General features: G+C 65.7%; 17 protein-coding genes and 2 tRNA genes. 12 read left to right on the top strand and 7 right to left on the bottom strand.

The features are described 5' to 3' along the window. Positions 1-2: 2 nt before the first annotated feature. Positions 3-956: an ABC transporter permease gene (locus AABA51_RS09420; protein WP_338271499.1), complete on the bottom strand. Its 954-nt coding sequence runs from the start codon at positions 954-956 to the stop codon at positions 3-5. A gap of 76 nt (positions 957-1,032) precedes the next feature. After that, a complete protein-coding gene (locus AABA51_RS09415) occupies positions 1,033-2,685 on the bottom strand; it encodes an ABC transporter substrate-binding protein (RefSeq protein ID WP_338271498.1) in 1,653 nt (550 codons plus the stop codon). 285 nt (positions 2,686-2,970) lie between these two features. Here AABA51_RS09415 and AABA51_RS09410 point away from each other — a divergent pair, with 285 nt between their 5' ends. After that, positions 2,971-3,684 carry a GntR family transcriptional regulator gene (locus tag AABA51_RS09410; protein WP_338271497.1) on the top strand — a complete coding sequence of 238 codons (714 nt, stop codon included), beginning with the start codon at positions 2,971-2,973 and terminating at the stop codon, positions 3,682-3,684. A 72-nt stretch (positions 3,685-3,756) separates the two neighbouring features. Here AABA51_RS09410 and AABA51_RS09405 read toward each other — a convergent pair whose 3' ends face one another. Then, positions 3,757-4,959 (bottom strand): ROK family transcriptional regulator, encoded by a 1,203-nt coding sequence (locus AABA51_RS09405; RefSeq protein WP_338271496.1) that lies wholly within the window; start codon positions 4,957-4,959, stop codon positions 3,757-3,759. A 151-nt stretch (positions 4,960-5,110) separates the two neighbouring features. Here AABA51_RS09405 and AABA51_RS09400 point away from each other — a divergent pair, with 151 nt between their 5' ends. The 3 genes from AABA51_RS09400 (at position 5,111) to AABA51_RS09390 (ending at position 8,118) form a co-directional block, all read left to right on the top strand. After that, entirely contained in the window at positions 5,111-6,142 is a 1,032-nt protein-coding gene (locus AABA51_RS09400) for a substrate-binding domain-containing protein (RefSeq protein ID WP_338271495.1), read from the top strand. 126 nt (positions 6,143-6,268) lie between these two features. Beyond that, on the top strand, positions 6,269-7,345 hold the full coding sequence (locus AABA51_RS09395; RefSeq protein WP_338271494.1) for an ABC transporter permease: 1,077 nt from the start codon (positions 6,269-6,271) through the stop codon (positions 7,343-7,345). Continuing rightward, positions 7,342-8,118 (top strand): ATP-binding cassette domain-containing protein, encoded by a 777-nt coding sequence (locus tag AABA51_RS09390; RefSeq protein ID WP_338271493.1) that lies wholly within the window; start codon positions 7,342-7,344, stop codon positions 8,116-8,118. Before AABA51_RS09395 ends, AABA51_RS09390 begins: the two co-directional genes overlap by 4 nt. A 159-nt stretch (positions 8,119-8,277) precedes the next feature. Here the strand turns inward: AABA51_RS09390 and AABA51_RS09385 are convergent, their stop codons facing one another. Then, positions 8,278-9,576, bottom strand: coding sequence for an ATP-binding protein (locus tag AABA51_RS09385; RefSeq protein WP_338271492.1), 1,299 nt, complete (start codon positions 9,574-9,576; stop codon positions 8,278-8,280). Between AABA51_RS09385 and AABA51_RS09380 the strand changes: the two genes are divergently transcribed. Together AABA51_RS09380 and AABA51_RS09375 are read left to right on the top strand one after the other, a co-directional pair. Next, positions 9,575-10,498, top strand: coding sequence for an MBL fold metallo-hydrolase (locus AABA51_RS09380; protein WP_338271491.1), 924 nt, complete (start codon positions 9,575-9,577; stop codon positions 10,496-10,498). The two genes, AABA51_RS09385 and AABA51_RS09380, sit on opposite strands and share 2 nt — an antisense overlap. Before the next feature lie 69 nt (positions 10,499-10,567). Further along, positions 10,568-10,642, top strand: a tRNA-Asn gene (locus AABA51_RS09375). Between the two features lie 153 nt (positions 10,643-10,795). Here AABA51_RS09375 and AABA51_RS09370 read toward each other — a convergent pair. Then, positions 10,796-10,871: transfer RNA gene (locus AABA51_RS09370), tRNA-Ile, on the bottom strand. A gap of 102 nt (positions 10,872-10,973) precedes the next feature. Here AABA51_RS09370 and AABA51_RS09365 point away from each other — a divergent pair. From AABA51_RS09365 to purN, 3 genes are all read left to right on the top strand, one after another. Then, a complete protein-coding gene (locus tag AABA51_RS09365; RefSeq protein WP_338271490.1) occupies positions 10,974-11,387 on the top strand; it encodes a hypothetical protein in 414 nt (137 codons plus the stop codon). A 62-nt stretch (positions 11,388-11,449) separates the two neighbouring features. Further along, positions 11,450-12,496: a phosphoribosylformylglycinamidine cyclo-ligase gene (gene purM / locus AABA51_RS09360; RefSeq protein WP_338271489.1), complete on the top strand. Its 1,047-nt coding sequence runs from the start codon at positions 11,450-11,452 to the stop codon at positions 12,494-12,496. Next, complete coding sequence (gene purN / locus AABA51_RS09355) at positions 12,493-13,083, top strand: phosphoribosylglycinamide formyltransferase (protein WP_338271488.1); 591 nt, start codon at positions 12,493-12,495, stop codon at positions 13,081-13,083. The genes purM and purN overlap by 4 nt, the downstream gene beginning before the upstream one ends. Before the next feature lie 256 nt (positions 13,084-13,339). On the opposite strand, the gene tkt is transcribed toward purN, so the two are convergent. Then, complete coding sequence (tkt, locus tag AABA51_RS09350; protein ID WP_338271487.1) at positions 13,340-15,355, bottom strand: transketolase; 2,016 nt, start codon at positions 15,353-15,355, stop codon at positions 13,340-13,342. A 255-nt stretch (positions 15,356-15,610) separates the two neighbouring features. On the opposite strand from tkt, the gene AABA51_RS09345 reads away from it, so the two are divergent. Both AABA51_RS09345 and AABA51_RS09340 read left to right on the top strand, forming a co-directional pair. Next, complete coding sequence (locus AABA51_RS09345; RefSeq protein WP_338271486.1) at positions 15,611-16,249, top strand: hypothetical protein; 639 nt, start codon at positions 15,611-15,613, stop codon at positions 16,247-16,249. Then, positions 16,242-16,655 carry a cell division protein ZapA gene (locus AABA51_RS09340; RefSeq protein ID WP_338271485.1) on the top strand — a complete coding sequence of 138 codons (414 nt, stop codon included), beginning with the start codon at positions 16,242-16,244 and terminating at the stop codon, positions 16,653-16,655. The genes AABA51_RS09345 and AABA51_RS09340 overlap by 8 nt, the downstream gene beginning before the upstream one ends. A 66-nt stretch (positions 16,656-16,721) precedes the next feature. On the opposite strand, the gene AABA51_RS09335 is transcribed toward AABA51_RS09340, so the two are convergent. Further along, positions 16,722-17,384: an SDR family NAD(P)-dependent oxidoreductase gene (locus tag AABA51_RS09335; protein ID WP_338271484.1), complete on the bottom strand. Its 663-nt coding sequence runs from the start codon at positions 17,382-17,384 to the stop codon at positions 16,722-16,724. 138 nt (positions 17,385-17,522) lie between these two features. Between AABA51_RS09335 and AABA51_RS09330 the strand changes: the two genes are divergently transcribed. Beyond that, positions 17,523-18,128: a biotin transporter BioY gene (locus AABA51_RS09330; protein WP_338271483.1), complete on the top strand. Its 606-nt coding sequence runs from the start codon at positions 17,523-17,525 to the stop codon at positions 18,126-18,128. The last annotated feature ends 42 nt before the right edge of the window (positions 18,129-18,170 follow it).

The following is an 18,170-nucleotide window of genomic DNA, read 5'->3' as shown; positions in this document are numbered from 1 at the left end:
GGTCAGCCCCTTTGCAGGCGCGGGTCGAGCGCCGATTGCACCACGTCGACGACGAGGTTCAGGATGACGAAGAACATCGCGAGCACGAGGATCGTGCCCTGCAACAGCGGCAGGTCGCGCTGAAAGATCGCCTGCCCCAGCAAAAAGCCGGTTCCGGGCCAGGAAAACACCGTCTCGATCAGGATGGAGCCACCCAGCAGGTAGCCAAGCTGCAGGCCCATCACGGCCAGGGCGGTGGGGGCGGCATTCTTGATCACATGGGCGAGGACACCGCGATCCAAGAGGCCCTTGGCGCGCAGGCCGGTCACGAATTCCTGTTGCAGGATGTCGGCCACCAGCGCCCGCACGGTGCGCGCGACGATACCCATCGGGATCACCGACATGGTGACGGCGGGCAGGATCAGGTGGCGCATATGCTCCCAATCCCATGTCCATTGGCTGGACCCGCCGGGGCCCGCGCCGGTGGCCGGAAACCAGCCCAGTTCCACCGAAAAGATGATGACCAGCACCATCCCCAGCCAGTAATGGGGCACCGAGACGCCGACCACGGCCAGCGTCGAGGCCGCCTTGTCGATCCAGCTGTCGCGGAAAAACCCTGCGACGAACCCGAAAAGCCCGCCAAAGGTGAAACCGATGATCGTGGCCGTGACGGCAAGGATCAGCGTGTTGCCGACCGCGTTCATCACCTCGGAGGTGACGGGGCGGCCCGTGGCGATGGAATTGCCCAGATCGCCCTGAAGCGCGCGGGAAAGCCAGCGCAGGAATTGTTCGGGATAGGACCGGTCGAAGCCGTAGATCGCCATCAGCTGTTCCTGCAACTCGACCGAGGCATCGGGCGGCAGGATCGAGACCAACGGATCGCCGGGCGAGATATGCACCAGCGCGAAGCACACGATCGACACGCCCAGCATGATCGGGATCGTGTAGGCGATGCGGCGGAGCGTGAAGATCAGCATGGGTCCCCCGGGGTCCAGAGACAGAAGAACCGGCCGCCGCGGGAAGGGACGCGGCGGCCGGTCCGGATCGATGGCGTCAGTCGGCCATCGTCATGGGGGCGATGTCGATGAACCAGCTCTTGGGCTGGACGACATTGCCGACAGCGGGCGACATGGCGCGGGGACCCACGTCATTGGCGACCCAGAGGAAGGGCGCTTCCTCCACCACGCGGGCATGGAGACGGGCCAGCGCCGCATCGCGTTCCGCCGCATCGAAGGAGGTCCGCGCCTCGGCGATCAGGGCATCGAATTCGTCATTGCCGAAATAGCCCCAGTTGTTCGACACCGGCGGGAAGGTCTGGGTCGACACAAAGCGCACCATGGCAAAGAACGGGTCCATCGTGGCGAAGCTCACGTTGATCGCATCCGCCCCGCGCGAGCCATCCGACAGCGCACCCTGCCGCCAGTTGGTGAACAGCGTGTTCCACTCGATCACGTCGAGCGTCACGTCAAAGAAGCAATCCGCAAGGCTTTGCTGGATGTATTCGTTCATCGTGACCGGCTGCATCTGGCCCGAGCCGGAGGCCGAGGTCTGAACCGTGACGGGCAGCGGGTTGCCGGGGCCGAAGCCTGCCTCTTCCATCAGGGCGCGGGCGGCGTCGGGATCATAGGTGATCTCGAAACCCGGATTGCCCCACCAGGGATGGCCCTCGTTCACGGTGCCCTGCGGGATGCCCATGTAGCCGCCCAGAAGCACCTGCAATTCCTCGCGGTTCACACAGAGGTTCGCGGCATGGCGGACGCGGCGGTCAAGCCAGGGCGAGCCTTCGGCAAAGGAGAATTGCCAGGGCCAGACATGGGGTTGGGGGTTGGAATAGATCACGTTGCCCTCGGCCTCGATCCGGGGGATCGCATCGGGGGCAGGGGCCTCGATCCAGTCGACCTGACCGGACAGGAGCGCGGCGGTGCGGGCATTGGCATCGGGCAGCGGGATCAGGACCACGCGGTCGATCGTGGGCGTGCGCGCGGGATCCCAGTAATTGGGGTTGCGCACCATTTCGAAACGCTCACGCGGCACCAACAGATCGCCCATGAAGGGCCCGGTGCCCGAGGGATCGGCGGCGAACGCCGTCCAGGCCGCCGCCGCACGCGCCACCGGATCGGTGACCGAGGCATCGACCGCATCGTAAAGCGCCTGCCAATGCGTGGGCGAAGCCATGAAGAGCATCGTCATGTTCAAGGGCAGGAAGGCGTCGGGCTGCGAGGTGACAAGCTCGACGGTGTATTCGTCGATCACGCTGGCAGACCGCAGGGTCGGCATCCGCGAGGTCGTGGCACCAACCTGATCAGGGGCGAAATGCGGGGCCTGGTCGTTCAGGACCTTTTCCACGTTCCACACGACCGCCTCGGCGTTGAAGGGCGAGCCGTCGTGAAAGGTCACGCCTTCTCGCAGGGTAAAGGTCCAGCGGGTGGGATCGTCAGGGTTCACCGCCCATTCTGTGGCAAGACCGGGGATCACGACGCTGGGATCGGTTTCGGAGGACAGGTCCCAATGCGTCAGCGCGTCATACATCGGGATGCCGGTGAAACGGTTGCCCTCGAACCCCTGGTCGGGCTGGCCCGAGGTGCGCGGGATATCGGCGGCGGTCATGCCGATGGTGAGGGTGGTTTCGGCCCAGGCGGGGCCTGCAACGGACATCGTTGCCGCGATGGCTGCAGCGGCTGTCGTTCTCAGTAGGGACATGCGCATGGTCTACTCCTGTTGGTGTCGATCGGCCCACCGGAAGCCCCCGGAGTGCTGTCTGCATATGAAGAACCGCGAGCGGCCCGGGCGACACATTTCGGGCATTTGGTATACAATTTAGGTTTCAGTTGCATACTAAGCCTGAATTTTGGGCGGAAAATTCGGGCAAATGCTGGAAATCGCGCCTGTTCCCGGATGGAATCGCTCTTTCCGGACACGCCGCATCGGGCCAAATGGCGACAAACCGAGATTCGGATTGCATACAACCCTGGGCTACATCATACGGGCGACATGAAACACGACATGGACTTCGAGGATGAGCGCGACCGGCACGGCGGTCGGGCCAACCCCGTTTTCATCGGGGTGGAACGTGCGATCCATGAACATCGTCTGCCGCCGGGCACGCGTCTGGCCGAGGCGGAATTGTGCGAGATCTACGGGGTGTCGCGCACCATCGTGCGGGCGGGTCTCCAGGCCTTGACCCATAGCCAGCTTGTCACCCTCGTGCCCAATCGGGGCGCGAGCGTCGCCAAGCCCACGCCCGCCGATGCGCAGGAAGTGTTCGAGGCGCGCGAATTGATCGAGCCGCGCACCGCCCGCGAAGCCGCGCGCCATGCCACGCCTGCCGATATCGAGCTGCTGCTGCAGCACAGTGCCGAGGAGCACAAGGCGCTGGATGCGCGCGAATACGGCCGGTCGCTGCGCCTGTCGGGCCTCTTCCATGTCGAGATCGCCCGGATTTCGGGGCAAAAGACGCTTTTGGGCTTTGTCGACCAGTTGGTGTCGCGCTCGGCCCTGATCATCGCGCTTTACTGGCATCGCGAGCGCGCGCGCTGCGACAGCCATCACCATGAGCGGTTGATCGACGCCATCGCCGCCGGAAAGCCCGACGAGGCCGAGACGCTGATGCGCTCGCACCTGATCGACATTCACACCGCGCTCGATTTCCGCGAAGAGACGGATACGCAACGCAGCCTGCGGGACCGGTTGCTGGGCGCGGATTGATCCTTTGGCTCCGGTCCGTCTCGGTGGTTGGGCGGAACCGGCACGGGGCAGGGTGGGTCTCTTGCGCGGATGTCAGCGCAGGTATGCCATGAGGAAGCGCGACAAGAGCGGCTGGCTTGCCGCACCAAGGGCGCGAGCATCCGGTCCGATCCTGCCCTCGCGGATATCGGGCATGTCGAGACCGGTCAGGTCATGCTTGCGCAGACAGGCGCCGACCCGTTCGGTCAGCTCGCGGCGGAGCTCTTGCGGCATCCATCCGTCGATCTTGACGGTGGAACAATCCAGCACGGCAAGCGCCCCGTGGACCGCATGGGCGATGGCTTCGGCCGCCTCGTCGAGCCAGTCCGAAACAAGATCATCCGGCAGCGCCCAATGCTCGGAGGAATCCCAGAGCTCCGAAGCGTCGATGCCGCGCGCTTGCAGGCGCTTTTCGAGCGTCACGAGCGAGGCAAGGTCGATCAGCTGGCGCATCCTGCCCGTCTTGTCGGGCACGGGCATGGACCCGACCGCGCCGGCATTGCCGTTGGGTCCCTGAAACAGCCGTCCATCCAGCACGACGCCGCCGCCGATGAAGAAGGCGACGTAGAAATGCAGGAAATCCGACGGTTGTTCATCCTCGCCAAAGACCAGTTCCGCGCTGCAGGCGGCGGTCGCGTCGTTTTGCAGGAAGACGGGGAAGCCCAACCCCTCCGAGAGTTCCTGGCGGATGTCGCGTTCTTTCCAGGGGGTCATGGCCCTGGGGTCGACGCCGAGCGTGGTGGCCCAGCCCCAGATCTCGAAGGGCATCGCGATGCCCAGCCCCGCGATCCGCGCGCGTTCGTCGGTCGAGAGCGTGGCCACAAGCTCGTTGGCGGTTTCGATCGCGAAGGCAAGGACCGTTTCGTAATCGGGGTATTCATGCTGGCGCACCCGGCGCGCGAGGATCGTGCCCAGAAAATCGGTCAGGACCATCTCGACCGAACGTCGGCCGATCTTGAGCCCGTGGAAAAAGGCACCACGCGGGTTCAGCTTCATCGGGACCGAAGGCTGCCCGACGCGGCCCCGCTGCGGCTCGCCGCGCAGGATCAGGCTTTCATCCTCGAGCGCGCGCATGATGACCGAAACCGTCTGCACCGACAGCCCGGTCAGGCGTGCGATTTCCGATTTGGAGAGGGCGCCGTGGCGTCTGATCAAGGTCAGGACAAGGCGCTCGTTCTGCGCGCGCATGCCCGATTGGTTCGTGCCAAGCGCATCGGCCTGCGGCGTGGCGCGAAATGGTTCTGGCGCGTCCTTCATGGCGTTCCTCCCATGAGCATCTTGGAGGTTCCGCGTCTCCTGTCAATTATTAAATAAGAGTGATTTATTTATTGACAGGCACCCGGCGACAGGATCATGCTTGGCGGGTGAGGGGGCGAAAGCCGCCCCACCGTATTTCTGGGAGGAAACCATGACGAAGACCCTCAAGACGCTCCTGTTGAGCGGCGCTGCCGCCGTTGCCTTCACCGGTATGGCGCAGGCGCAATCCGCCGATGGCGTGACGGCCTGCCTGATCACCAAGACCGACACCAACCCGTTCTTCGTGAAGATGCGCGAAGGTGCGACAGAAGCCGCCGAAGCGGCCGGCATCACGCTGCAGACCTATGCGGGCGCCATCGACGGCGATGTCGAAAGCCAGGTCGCCGCTGTCGAAACCTGCATCGCGGCGGGTGCCTCGGGTATCCTGATCACGCCGTCCGACAGCCGCGCGCTCGAGCCCGTCATCACCCAGGCGCGCGATGCGGGCCTTCTGGTCATCGCGCTCGATACGCCTTTCGAGCCGGCCGATACGGCCGATGCGACCTTTGCCACCGACAATTTCGAAGCGGGCCGCCTGATCGGGGCATGGGCCGCGGCGACCATGGGCGATGCGGCTGCCGATGCGCGGATCGCGACGCTGGATCTCAACCCGTCGCAGGTGTCGGTCGACTACCTGCGCAACCAGGGGTTCATGACCGGTTTCGGCATCGAGGTGAATGACCCGACCCGCATCGGTGACGAGGATGACGCCCGCATCGTCGGCCATGACGTCACCAACGGCAGCGCCGAGGGTGGCCGGACGGCCATGGAAAACCTGCTTCAGGTCGATAGCGGCATCAATCTTGTCTACACGATCAACGAACCCGCAGCAGCCGGGGCCTACGAGGCGCTGAGCGCCTTTGGTCTGGCCGATCAGGCGCTGATCGTATCGGTCGACGGCGGTTGCCCCGGCGTGCGTGACGTGGCGGCCGGCGTGATCGGTGCGACCGCGATGCAATTCCCGCTGCGCATGGCGTCGCTGGGGATCGAGGCGATCATCGCCCATGCCACCGACGGCACGATGCCCGCCAATACCGAAGGTCTCGATTTCTACAACACCGGCGTCATGCTGGTGACCGATCAGCCGGTTGACGGGGTCGAGTCGATCACCTCGGCCGAAGCGCTGGAGCTGTGCTGGGGCTGATCCCCGAAAACAGGCGGAGGGCATGCGGCGCGCGCATCGCCCATGCCCTCTGCCCCTTGCCTCACGGCAGAGCGGTGTTGCCCGGACGGGCGATGCCGTGGCACCCTCACGGACGGAGACCGCGACATGTCCGAAACCCCGAAATCCGGTGGAAATGACTACGAGGCGCAATTGGCCAAGAGCAGCGTCGCCGTCGCCGAATTCGACCACGCGCCGCGTGGACTGATCGGGACGGTCCAGCATGTCCTGCATGCCAACCCGACCTTTGTGCCGGTGATCGTTCTCGTCGCTTCCATCGCGGTTTTCGGCGTGATCGCGGGCGAGCGGTTCTTTTCGCCCTTCAACCTGTCCCTGATCATGCAGCAGGTGTCGATCATCGGCATCCTTGCGGCGGCACAGACACTGATCATCCTGACGGCGGGGATCGATCTGTCGGTCGCGGCGATCATGGTCCTGATGAGCGTGATTTCCGGCAAGCTGGCGGTGCAGTTCGGCGTCCCCGCGCCGCTCGCCATCCTTGTGAGTTTCGCGGGCGGGATCGCGGCGGGTTACCTGAACGGCTGGCTGGTCACCAAGATCAAGCTGCCCCCCTTCATCGCCACGCTGGGCACGTGGAACGTTTTCTTTGCGCTCAATCTCTGGCTTTCGGGTGCGCAATCGATCCGGGGCGCGGATATCGATACGACCGCGCCGCTGCTGAAATTCTTCGGCAATACGATCCAGATCGGGGATGCGCGCCTGACCTATGGCACGCTGCTGATGATCGCGATCTTCGTCGCGCTCTGGTACGTATTGAACAAGACGGCATGGGGCAGGCATGTCTACATGATCGGCGACGACAAGGAGGCCGCCGAGCTGGCCGGCATCCGCACGGACCGGACGCTGCGGCAGGTCTACATGCTGGCGGGCTTCATCTGCGCGCTTGCCGCCTGGGCGTCGATCGGACGGGTGGGGTCGATCTCGCCGCAGAGTTTCTACGAAGGCAATCTCGAGAGCATCACTGCCGTCGTGATCGGGGGTATCTCGCTCTTTGGTGGGCGCGGCTCGATCATGGGGGCGCTCTTCGGCGCGCTGATCGTGGGGGTGTTCCAGTCGGGCCTGCGGCTCGCCGGGGTCGATGTGCTCTGGCAGGTTTTCGCGATCGGCTGGCTCATCATCATCGCGGTCGCCATCGACCAATGGATCAGAAAGGTTTCGGCATGACAGAGCCCCTTCTCAAGGCGCGTGGCCTGGTCAAGCGCTACGGTCGTGTCACGGCGCTGGACCATGCCGATTTCGACCTGATGCCGGGCGAGATCCTGGCCGTGATCGGCGACAACGGGGCGGGAAAATCCTCGCTCATCAAGGCGATCTCGGGGGCGGTCGCGCCCGACGAGGGCACCATCACGCTGGAAGGGCGCGAGGTCAGCTATTCCTCGCCCCTTCAGGCGCGCGAGGCGGGGATCGAATGCGTCTACCAGACGCTTGCCCTCAGCCCGGCGCTGTCGATCACCGACAACATGTTCTGTGGCCGTGAATTGCGCAAACCCGGCATCATGGGGCGCTGGTTCGGCATGCTGGACCAAAAGGCGATGGAGAAATTCGCCCGCGAGAAACTCTCCGAGCTTGGCCTGATGACGATCCAGAACATCAATCAGGCGGTTGAAACCCTGTCGGGTGGGCAGCGGCAGGGCGTGGCGGTGGCACGCGCGGCGGCCTTCGGGTCCAAGGTGATCATTCTCGACGAACCGACCGCCGCGCTGGGCGTGAAGGAAAGCCGGAAGGTGCTGGACCTTATCCGCGACGTGCGCTCGCGCGGGACCCCGGTGGTCCTGATCAGCCACAACATGCCCCATGTCTTCGAGGTTGCCGACCGCATCCACATTCACCGTCTTGGGCGCAGGCTTTGCGTGGTCGATCCCAAATCGATCAGTATGTCCGATGCCGTGGCGCTGATGACCGGGGCGATGCGACCCGACGAGGTCGCCGCCGCCTGACGTGCGTTTGGTTGTCTGGGGGCACTGGACGCCATCCGCTTCGGCGGATCGCATGGTCTGTTCCGGACACCCGCCAAGGTGCCATCGCGGGCGAGGGGGCGTGAAAGGTTCGGCTGCGTGTTCTGCCTGCGGGGCAGGGGAACCGCCGCCGACAGCCGGCTAGCGCGGCAGCACGAGGTCGACCCTGAGACCCCCCATTTCCGCGCTTTCGGTGAGAGACAGGCTGCCACCATGGCGCTGCGCGATGTCGCGCGCGATGGCGAGGCCCAGCCCAACCCCCGACCCCTTGTCCTGATTGCGGGCCGCGTCCAGCCGCGCGAAAGGCTTCAGCGCCTCCGCCCGGCGTTCGGGCGGGATGCCTGGTCCGTCATCCTCGACCGTGAAGCGGATCGCCCGGTCGGACAGCACGACGGTCAGCCTTGCCTTTTCGCCGTAACGCAGCGCGTTCGACACGAGGTTGGACAGGCAGCGCCGCACCGCCTGTGGGCGCAGCAAGATCCTGCCCGAGCGTTCCGGCGCGACCAGTGCAATCTCGCCGCCGATGCGGCCCGCATCCTCGACGATCTGGCGCGCAAGGGCGACGGGGTCGGTCGGCGTCGGATCATCCAGCGCCTCGCCCCGTGCGAAATCGAGAAAGGTCTCGAGCAGCGCCTCCATTTCCTCGACATCGCGCATGAGGGCCGTGACCTCCGGTTCGGCCTCCAGCATCGACAGGCCGAGCTTCATCCGGGTCAGCGGCGTGCGCAGGTCGTGGCTCACCCCCGAAAGCATCAGCGTGCGCTGGTCGATCATCGCCTCGATTCGTCCGCGCATGTCGAGAAAGGCCCGCCCCGCGCTGCGCACCTCCGTCGCGCCCGACGGGTTGTATTCGATCAGCTGGCCCTTTCCGAAAGCTTCCGACGCCTCCGCGAGCCGCCGGATCGGCTTGAGCTGGTTACGCAGGAAAATATAGGCGACCCATGTCATGAACAGGCCGAAGAAGACCATGAGCACCAACAATTGGTGCGGGTTCGACGCCGACAAGCGCCGCCGCGACACCGACAGCGAGACGATCTCGTCGCCGGCGCGCAGGATCACCGCCGGAAACCGTTCGTCGCTGACCAGATCGACCGCGATCAACCCCGGCAGATCGCGGTGCAGGACGCGGATCGCCTCGGCCCCGGTCAGGTCATAGAACAGACGCCGATCGGTCAGCGTGCCGTCGGGCGCGGGGGCGATCCCGATCTCCAGCGCCTCGGCCAGCGCCTCGACCGGTTCGCCCTCTGCCATGCGGCTGCGCAAAAGGTCGAGATCGAGCACCAGCGCCGTGGTCATCTGCGCCGCGACATCCCGGAAATAGCGTTGCAGGATCTGCCCCGAGACGACAATCTGCAAGGTGACGACCGGCACAAGCAAGATAAGCGCGGCCCGGCCATAGAGGCCCCGCGGCAAGACACGTTTGAGCCAGCCGAAATCCATGGGCCCAGATAATCAGGCAGGCGAGGCGATGAAAAGCGAAAGCGGCGTGGTCGTGCTGGAACCGGGTCTGCGGCGGCTCACCGCGCCGAATCCGTCGCCGATGACCTTGCACGGCACCAATACCTACCTGCTTGGCGAAGGCGAGATCGCCGTGATCGACCCGGGTCCTGACCATGCGGGGCACATGGCCGCGATTCTCGCCGCATTGGCGCCGGGTGAACGGATCGGCGCGATCCTGATCACGCATTCGCACCGCGACCATTCCCCGCTTGCGCGACCGCTGTCCCGGGCCACGGGGGCAAGGGTGTTGGCTGCGGGGCCGTCGGATTGGGGCCGTAGCCCTGTCATGGCGGCCTTGGCCGCGCAGGGCCGCATCGGCGGGGGCGAGGGGGTGGACCGCGATTTCGCGCCGGATGACCAGATCGCCGAGGGCGACGGGATCACGGGCGATTGGGGCGAGATCACCGTCGTGGAAACGCCGGGACACATGGCAAACCACCTCAGCTTCGGCTGGAACGGCGCGCTGTTCACCGGGGATCACGTGATGGGCTGGTCCACGTCCCTGGTGTCGCCCCCGGATGGCGACATGGGCGCGTTCATGGCGTCCTGCCGCCGCTTGGCCGGGCGCGATGACCGCATCTATTTTCCGGGACATGGCGAACCCGTATGCGCCCCCCAGCACCGCATCGCCGAGTTGATCGCCCACCGCGAGGGACGCGAAGCGCAGATCCTTTCGGCGCTGTCGGACATGGAGAAGGCCACGGCAGATGACCTGGCCGCACGCCTCTACGCTGACCTCGACCCTCGCTTGCTGCCTGCGGCGGGTCGCAACGTTCTGGCGCATCTTCTTGATCTTGCCCAAAGAAACCTCGTTCTGGCGCTGGACGACCCCAGCCCCGAGGCCCGTTTCACGCCAAGATGACTTCGTGGACGTTTTTTCCCCTCCCCCCTCTGGACGCTGGGAATCCGACTTGCTATACGCGCGCTCAGTTCCGGCGTAGCTCAGCGGTAGAGCAGTTGACTGTTAATCAATTGGTCGTAGGTTCGATCCCTACCGCCGGAGCCAAAATCATCGAAAGTTGTTGAAACTGCGCGCAACGCCCGAATGGGCCTTGGGTGTATCCCATGTCTGCGCTGCGCGTGGATGGGGCAGAGCCTCAAGTGGCCTAGGCCCGACATCGCAGGCAGGCACACCCCAGCGGACATCATTCAAGGCGTTTGGTAGGCCCGGAGGGACTTGAACCCCCAACCAAAGCGTTATGAGCGCTCTGCTCTAACCATTGAGCTACAGGCCCGCCGAAACCCGGATTAACAGACCCGGCCACCCCGTCAAGCGCCCCACGCTTGCCCGCGCGCTGGCCATGGCCTATGCGTCGCCTCACCGACAAGCCCGAGGAATGCCCATGCCGCCCCTGCCGCTTCTTGCGTTGCGCTACACAGCCTGGCTGATCGGCCTGCGCGTGATCTTCGGCCTTCTGGTGCAGGTCGGGGGCCTGCCCAATTCCATGGCGACCGCCGTGATCCTTGCCGCGGCGCCGCTCACCGATGTCGGGATGCAGGCGGTCAAACGCGCCACACAGGTGTTGGTCCTCCGGGATTGGGCGCTGATCTGGGGCATGTGCCTGGGGATCTTCGCGGTGCTTCAGATCATCCTGCCCGCCATCTTCATCGCGCCCATGCGCGCGGTCCTGGCCGATCCGGCGGGCTTGCAGCAAACCGCGCTCGTGCTGGGCACGACCGGGGCGATGATGGTGCTGTTTCTCTGGATCGGCGCAAGATCGACGCGGGGACCGGGCCGGCCGGGCAACTGACGCATGGACGCGGGCGCGCGGGCTTGCTAGGGCCTCGCGCAAATCCGAAGGGGAATGCCATCATGACCGACGCCAAGAACGGCCTCACCTATGCCCAAGCCGGTGTCGATATCGACGCGGGAAATGCGCTGGTCGACCGGATCAAACCCGCCGCCGCCGCCACGTCGCGGCCGGGCGTGATGTCGGGGCTTGGCGGGTTCGGTGCGCTGTTCGATCTGAAGGCCGCTGGCTATGACGATCCGATCCTTGTCGCGGCCACCGATGGTGTGGGCACCAAGCTCAAGATCGCCATCGATACCGGCGAATTCGATACGATCGGCATCGACCTTGTGGCGATGTGCGTCAACGACCTGGTCTGCCAGGGGGCGGAACCCTTGTTCTTCCTCGACTATTTCGCGACCGGCAAGCTCGAGGTCGAGGCCGCCGCGCGCATCGTCGAAGGCATTGCCGAAGGCTGCAAGCAATCCGGCTGCGCCCTGGTGGGGGGCGAGACGGCCGAAATGCCGGGCATGTATGCGCCGGGCGATTTCGACCTTGCGGGGTTTGCCGTCGGCGCGATGAACCGGGGCGCGGCCTTGCCCGCGGGCGTTGTTGCAGGCGATGTGCTTTTGGGCCTTGCCTCTGACGGGGTCCATTCCAACGGCTATTCGCTGGTGCGCCGGATCGTCGAACGCTCGGGCCTTGCCTGGGAGGCCAAGGCCCCCTTTGCCGATGCGCCGCTCGGCCGCGCGCTCCTGGCGCCCACACGGCTTTACGTGAAACCTGCGCTTGCGGCGATCCGGGCGGGCGGGGTTCATGGGTTGGCCCATATCACCGGGGGCGGTCTGACCGAGAACCTGCCGCGCGTCCTGCCCGAGGGGCTGGGGGCCACGATCGACCTGGGCGCATGGCAATTGCCGCCCGTCTTTCAATGGCTCGCCGCAGAGGGCGGCTTGGCCGAGGCCGAGATGCTCAAGACCTTCAATGCCGGGATCGGCATGGTGCTGGTCGTCGCCGCAGACCGGGCCGAGGCGCTGGCAGCCCTGCTCGCCGAGGCGGGGGAAAGCGTGCATCGTTTGGGCCATGTGATCCCCGGTGCGGGTGTCAGTTACACGGGTGCCCTTGCGTGAGCCTTCGCGTCGCCATCCTGATCTCGGGCGGCGGGTCGAACATGATGACGCTGGCCCGGTCCATGACCGGCGACCACCCGGCGCGGCCCTGTCTGGTCCTTGCGAATGACCGGGATGCCGGTGGTTTGGAGAAAGCCGCTGCCATGGGCATTCCGACGGCGGTGGTCGATCACCGCCCCTTCGGCAAGGACCGCGCGGGCTTCGAGGCGGAACTGACCCGGGTGCTTGACGCGCATTCGCCCGATATCCTGTGTCTTGCGGGCTTCATGCGGGTGCTGACCGAGGGGTTCGTGACCCGCTGGCAGGGCAAGATGCTCAACATCCACCCGTCACTCTTGCCGAAATACCGGGGCCTGCACACCCATGCCCGCGCGATCGAGGCGGGCGATGCCGAGGCCGGTTGCACGGTTCACGAGGTGACGGCGGAGCTTGATGGCGGCCCGATCCTTGGCCAGGCGCGCGTTCCTGTGTTGGCGGGCGACACGCCCGATAGCCTTGCCGCCCGCGTGCTGGAGCAGGAGCATCGGCTTTATCCGCTGGTCCTCAGGCGCTTTGCCGAGGGCACGCGCGCGCGGATCGATCTCTGACATCTGGGGCGCGGTGCGCCCAAAGGCGCAGGTTGTAGGGTGGGTGCAACCCACCATCACGGTTCATGGATGTGCGCGGGGTGGTGGGTTTCACCCACCCTACGGTTTCGCCCGCATGGCGTGATGGGGCGCGTTGCGGGGTGTGCCTGAAGACGCACCCTAGAACGGCCACCGCACCGTAGGGTGCGCCTTCAGGCGCACCAGCACGAATATCCGATGGGAGGGTAGGGTGCGCCTTCAGGCGCACCTTTGCCGATCACAACAGCGACTTGACCTTCGCCGCCACGGCCTCTGCCGTGATCCCGAAATGGCTGTAGAGATCACCCGCCGGGGCCGAGGCGCCGAAGCCGTGCATGCCCACGAACCCCGATTTCTCGCGCTTGCCCCGCTCGCCGTAGAGCCAGCGGTCCCAGCCGAACCGGATCGCGGCCTCGACCGCCACGCGCACTGGCCCCGCGGGCAGGACGCGCTTGCGATAGGCCTCGTCGGTTTCCTCGAAAATCTCCCAGCAGGGCATCGACACGACCCGCGTCCCGATCCCTTCGGCCTGCAAGAGATCGCGCGCGGCCATGGCGATGGCGACCTCCGACCCGGTGGCGAGCAGGATGGCCTGCCGCTTGCCCTCCGCCTCGGCGAGAACATAGGCGCCCTGGGCGACCATGTTCTTCGGGGTATGCGTCTTGCGCACAGTGGGCAGCGCCTGGCGGCTCAGGGCCAGAACCGACGGCGTCGTCTTCTGCATCAGGGCCACTTCCCAGGCCTCGGCGGTCTCGACCGCGTCGGCGGGGCGCATCACCAAGAGGTTCGGGGTCGCGCGCAGCATGGCCAGATGTTCGACCGGCTGGTGCGTCGGGCCATCCTCGCCCAAGCCGATGCTGTCATGGGTCATCACATAGGTGACGGGCAGCCCCATCAGAGAGGACAACCGCATCGAGGGGCGGGCGTAATCGGTAAAGACCATGAAGGTCCCGCCATAGGGCCGCACACCGCCATGCAGCGCCATGCCGTTCATGGCCGCCGCCATCCCATGTTCGCGGATGCCGTAATGAACATGCCGCCCCTTGCGATCCTCGGGGCCAAAAACGCCCAGTCCCGCCGTATCGGTATTGTTCGATCCGGTCAGATCCGCAGACCCGCCCAGGTGCTCGCCCATGATCGGGTTGATGACCTCGAGCGCCATCTGGCTCGCCTGCCGCGTCGCCACTTTGGGGGCGGCTTCGGAATGCTGCTTTTTCAGCGCCTTGATCGTGGCCGACAGCTTCTTGGGCAGCTCGCGGGCAAAGGCGCGGGTGAATTCGGCCTGCTTTGCATCGGACAGGAGGGCGAAACGCGTTTCCCATTCCTCGCGTGCGCTCCGGCCCTTGGCCCCCACGCCTTCCCACCAGCTCTTGAGCTCTGCCGGAATTTCAAAGGGACCATGCGGCCAGCCATAGGCTTCCTTGGCGGCTTGCAGCTGCTTGGCATCGGTCAATGCGCCATGGCCCTTCGCGGTGTCCTGCGCGGCGTGACCGAGCGCGATATGGGTCTTGCAGGCGATCATCGCGGGGCGGGGGCTGGCCTTGGCCGCCGTCAGGGCCGCGTCGATGGCGACAGGATCATGGCCGTCGCATTCGAACACATCCCAGCCCGAGGCGGCAAAGCGCGCCTTCTGGTCGGTGCGGTCGGCGATCGACACCTTGCCGTCGATGGTGATGCCGTTGTCATCCCACATCACGATCAGGCGCGACAATTCCTGACGGCCTGCGAGCGCGATGGCCTCCTGGCTGATGCCTTCCATCAGGCAGCCATCGCCCGCGATGCAATAGGTGTAGTGGTCGATGACCTTCTTGCCCCATTTGGCGCGCAGGAATTCCTCGGCCATGGCGAAACCGACGGCATTGGCGATGCCCTGGCCCAGCGGGCCGGTCGTGGTCTCGATCCCCATGGCGTGCCCGTATTCGGGATGGCCTGCGGTGATCGCGCCCAGCTGGCGGAAATTCTTGACCTGTTCCAGCGTCATGTCGGGCGAGCCGGTCAGGTAGAGCAGGGAATAGAGCAGCATCGACCCATGGCCTGCCGACAGGATGAAGCGGTCGCGGTTCGGCCAATCGGGCTTGCTCGCGTCAAAGCTCATGTGGTTGGCGAACAGGATCGTGGCCACATCGGCCATGCCCATCGGCATGCCGGAATGGCCCGAATTCGCAGCGGCCACGGCATCGAGCGTTAGCGTCCGGATGCAGGCGGCGCGGCGCCAATGGTCGGGGTTGGTCGTGGCAAGCGCGGTGAGATCCATGGCGCGTCGATCCTTCGTCAGGCAGCATCGGAGGGTGGCGCGCTGATCCCGATGGGCGCGCGCTCAAGCCCGTCTCTTAGCAGAGCAAGGGGGCGGCGCAACCGAAACGGGCGCGAATTCGCCTCTATTCCGCGTGCCTCGGGGCGGGAATGGGCCGCAGGTCTTGCAAATCGGGGCAAATTGCGATTCGCTGTTGCGCAATGTGGCGCCTGTTCCGTCCAAGGGGCTAGGCACAAGACCGGGGGCTGAGCAGCCATGGGCGATAACGCCGAATTCGAGAAATTGTCGATGCTCGAGGCGCGGCTGGCCGCAGCGCTCGACCGTATCGCCGGGGGAATCGGCCAGATGCGGGCCGCGCCGCCGATCGAGGATCCGGGCATCACCTCGTCCGCCTTCGAGGATGCGGTGATCCGTGCCGAAGCCGCCGAAGCCCGCGCCGCCGAGCTTGAGGCGCGCCTTGCCGCCTTCGAAGCGGCGGCAGCGCCCCGGGAAGAGAGCGCGGATACGGCCGAGATCGAGCGCCTGACCGCGCAGGTCGCCGAGCTCGAGGGCCGTGTCACCCGCCTGCGCGCCGAACGGGCCGAGGCCATCGCCGAACGCGACGAGGCGCGCGACATCGCCGAGGAATTGCAGGCCGCAGGCGGCATGGGGCCGGATGACCGGAACATGGCGCTTCGGGCCGAGGTGCAGGAATTGCGCACGATCAACGAACGCCTGACCAAGAACCTCAACCGCCTTCGCGGTGAAAACGCCAGTGATCCCAATGTGTTGAACAAGGCGCTGGTTGTGGAGCTTGACGCGCTCAAGGCGGCGCGGGCCTCCGAGGCGGCGGAACTGGAACGCATCCTGGCCGATATGGATCGCGCCGGGGCAGGGGAGGGCGGACATGCCTGAGGTTCAGATCGAGATCGGCGGCCGCCAATTCGCCGTCGCCTGCCAGGAAGGCGAAGAGCCCTATCTGCATGCCGCAGCCAAGATGCTCGACACCGAGGCGGCGGTGATCCTTGGCCAGATCGGCCGGATGCCGGCGGAACGGATGCTGCTCATGGCGGGGTTGATGCTGGCGGACAAGACGGCGGCGCTTGAGGACGAGATCAAGGGCCTTCAGGCCAAGATCGCGGCGCAGGAAAAGACGCTTGCCGCCGCCGAGGAACGTCTGGCCGACCGGGCGCGGCGGATCGGGGAATTGCAGGATGCCGGTCCGCGCACGGAATTGCCGGACCGGTTCACCGACGGGCTGGCCGAACTGGCCGCCCGCGCCGAAGCCATCGCGGAAGAGCTGGAAACGCGCAGAAACTAAACACGAAACTGCAGTTTCGGGCGCCGGAAAAGTGCAGTTTTCCGGCACGTTTCGATTGTGGTCGGATCAGCCCAGCAGGACCGGCAACAGCCGCGCGGCCTCGTCGCGGGGATGGGCAAGCTTGCTCTTGTCCTCGCCGGGATAAAAGCGCGCGCGCACGGCCGTCGGCATCGGGGCGGGGCGCAACATGTGGACGGACAAGGGAAATTTTGCCGTCTCTGCCTGCCACGACCCGATCAGCGCGCGCTGGGCGGCCTTGGACAGTCCATAGGCGCCGGCGTATTTGTCGTCCCAATCATCGTCGAAAAACACCGCCTGCGGCTTGGGCGCGGGCGCGATCAGCGGCTCGACGAAGGCCACCAGCCGCGACAGGGCGCGGATGTTGGTGGCGATCACCTTGTCCAGATCCTTGGCCGTGATGTGGGGCGCGGGTGTCAGCGCGCTGACATGGATCGCGCTGTGGACCCAGATGTCGGCGCGGCCCCAACGATCATGGATCGAACGGCACAGATGCGCCATTGCGGCTTCGTCGGTGACGTCCATCGGGGCCAATGTGGCTTGGCCGCCCTTGGCCTTGATACGGTCGTCGAGATCCTCGAGACCGCCCACGGTCCGCGCGACCGCGACCACATGCGCGCCGTGTTCGGCCAACCATTCGGCACTGGCCGCACCGATGCCGCGTGAAGCGCCGGTGACCAGCGCGATCTGTCCATCGAAAGGCTTTTCCATGGGGCGCCAGTTGCGCTTTTCGGCGGCGAAATACAAGAGGCTGCGCAGGACTGCGGCGGTGGGGCGCGCTTGACTTGACGCTGCAGCGCGGAGATACCCTTTGGCGACAGAGATTTCGACCCTTGCACGGAGGCGACCATGGGCCGCGACACACTTCTTTCCGCAACGATCGGGGATCAGGGCACGCTGAAGAAAGTGGCGCTGGTGCTGGTCGGCGCGCTGTTCATCGCGGCGGCGGCCAAGGTCACGGTGCCGATGTGGCCTGTGCCTATCTCGTTGCAAACGCTGGCGATTCTGCTTGTCGGTTTCACCCTGGGCAGCCGCCTCGGTGCGGCGACGGTGATCGTTTATGTCGCGCAGGGCGTGATGGGACTGCCGGTCTTCACGCCCACGACGATGCCGGGGATCGCGGCGCTGATGGGGCCGACGGGCGGCTTTCTGATCGGGTTCATCGGCATGGCCTATCTTGCTGGTTTTGCAGCGGAAAAAGGCATCGCAAAGGGCGTTTTCGGCACGGCTGCGGCGGCGCTCGTCATCTCGGCGCTTCTGTATGTGCCGGGCATTCTGTGGCCGATGGCGCTGGCCGGCGGCATGGGGCTCGAGGCCGGGTGGATCGCGCGCGATGCGGGCTTCTACTGGACTGCTTTCATTGCACCTTTCTTGCTCGGCGATGCGCTCAAGGCGGTGATCGCGGCGCTGGTCGTGACCGGCGGCTGGAGCGTGCTGGCAAAGCGCCGCGCCTGATCCGCGCAGCCAAAACATGGTTAAGGGCCGCCTTTCGGGGCG

This window comes from Roseicyclus marinus, from assembly GCF_036322625.1.
In the GTDB taxonomy this organism is placed as follows: Bacteria; Pseudomonadota; Alphaproteobacteria; order Rhodobacterales; family Rhodobacteraceae; genus Roseicyclus; species Roseicyclus marinus_A.
Note: the sequence above shows the minus strand (reverse complement) of the source record. Positions and strands in the feature narration are given on the sequence as shown.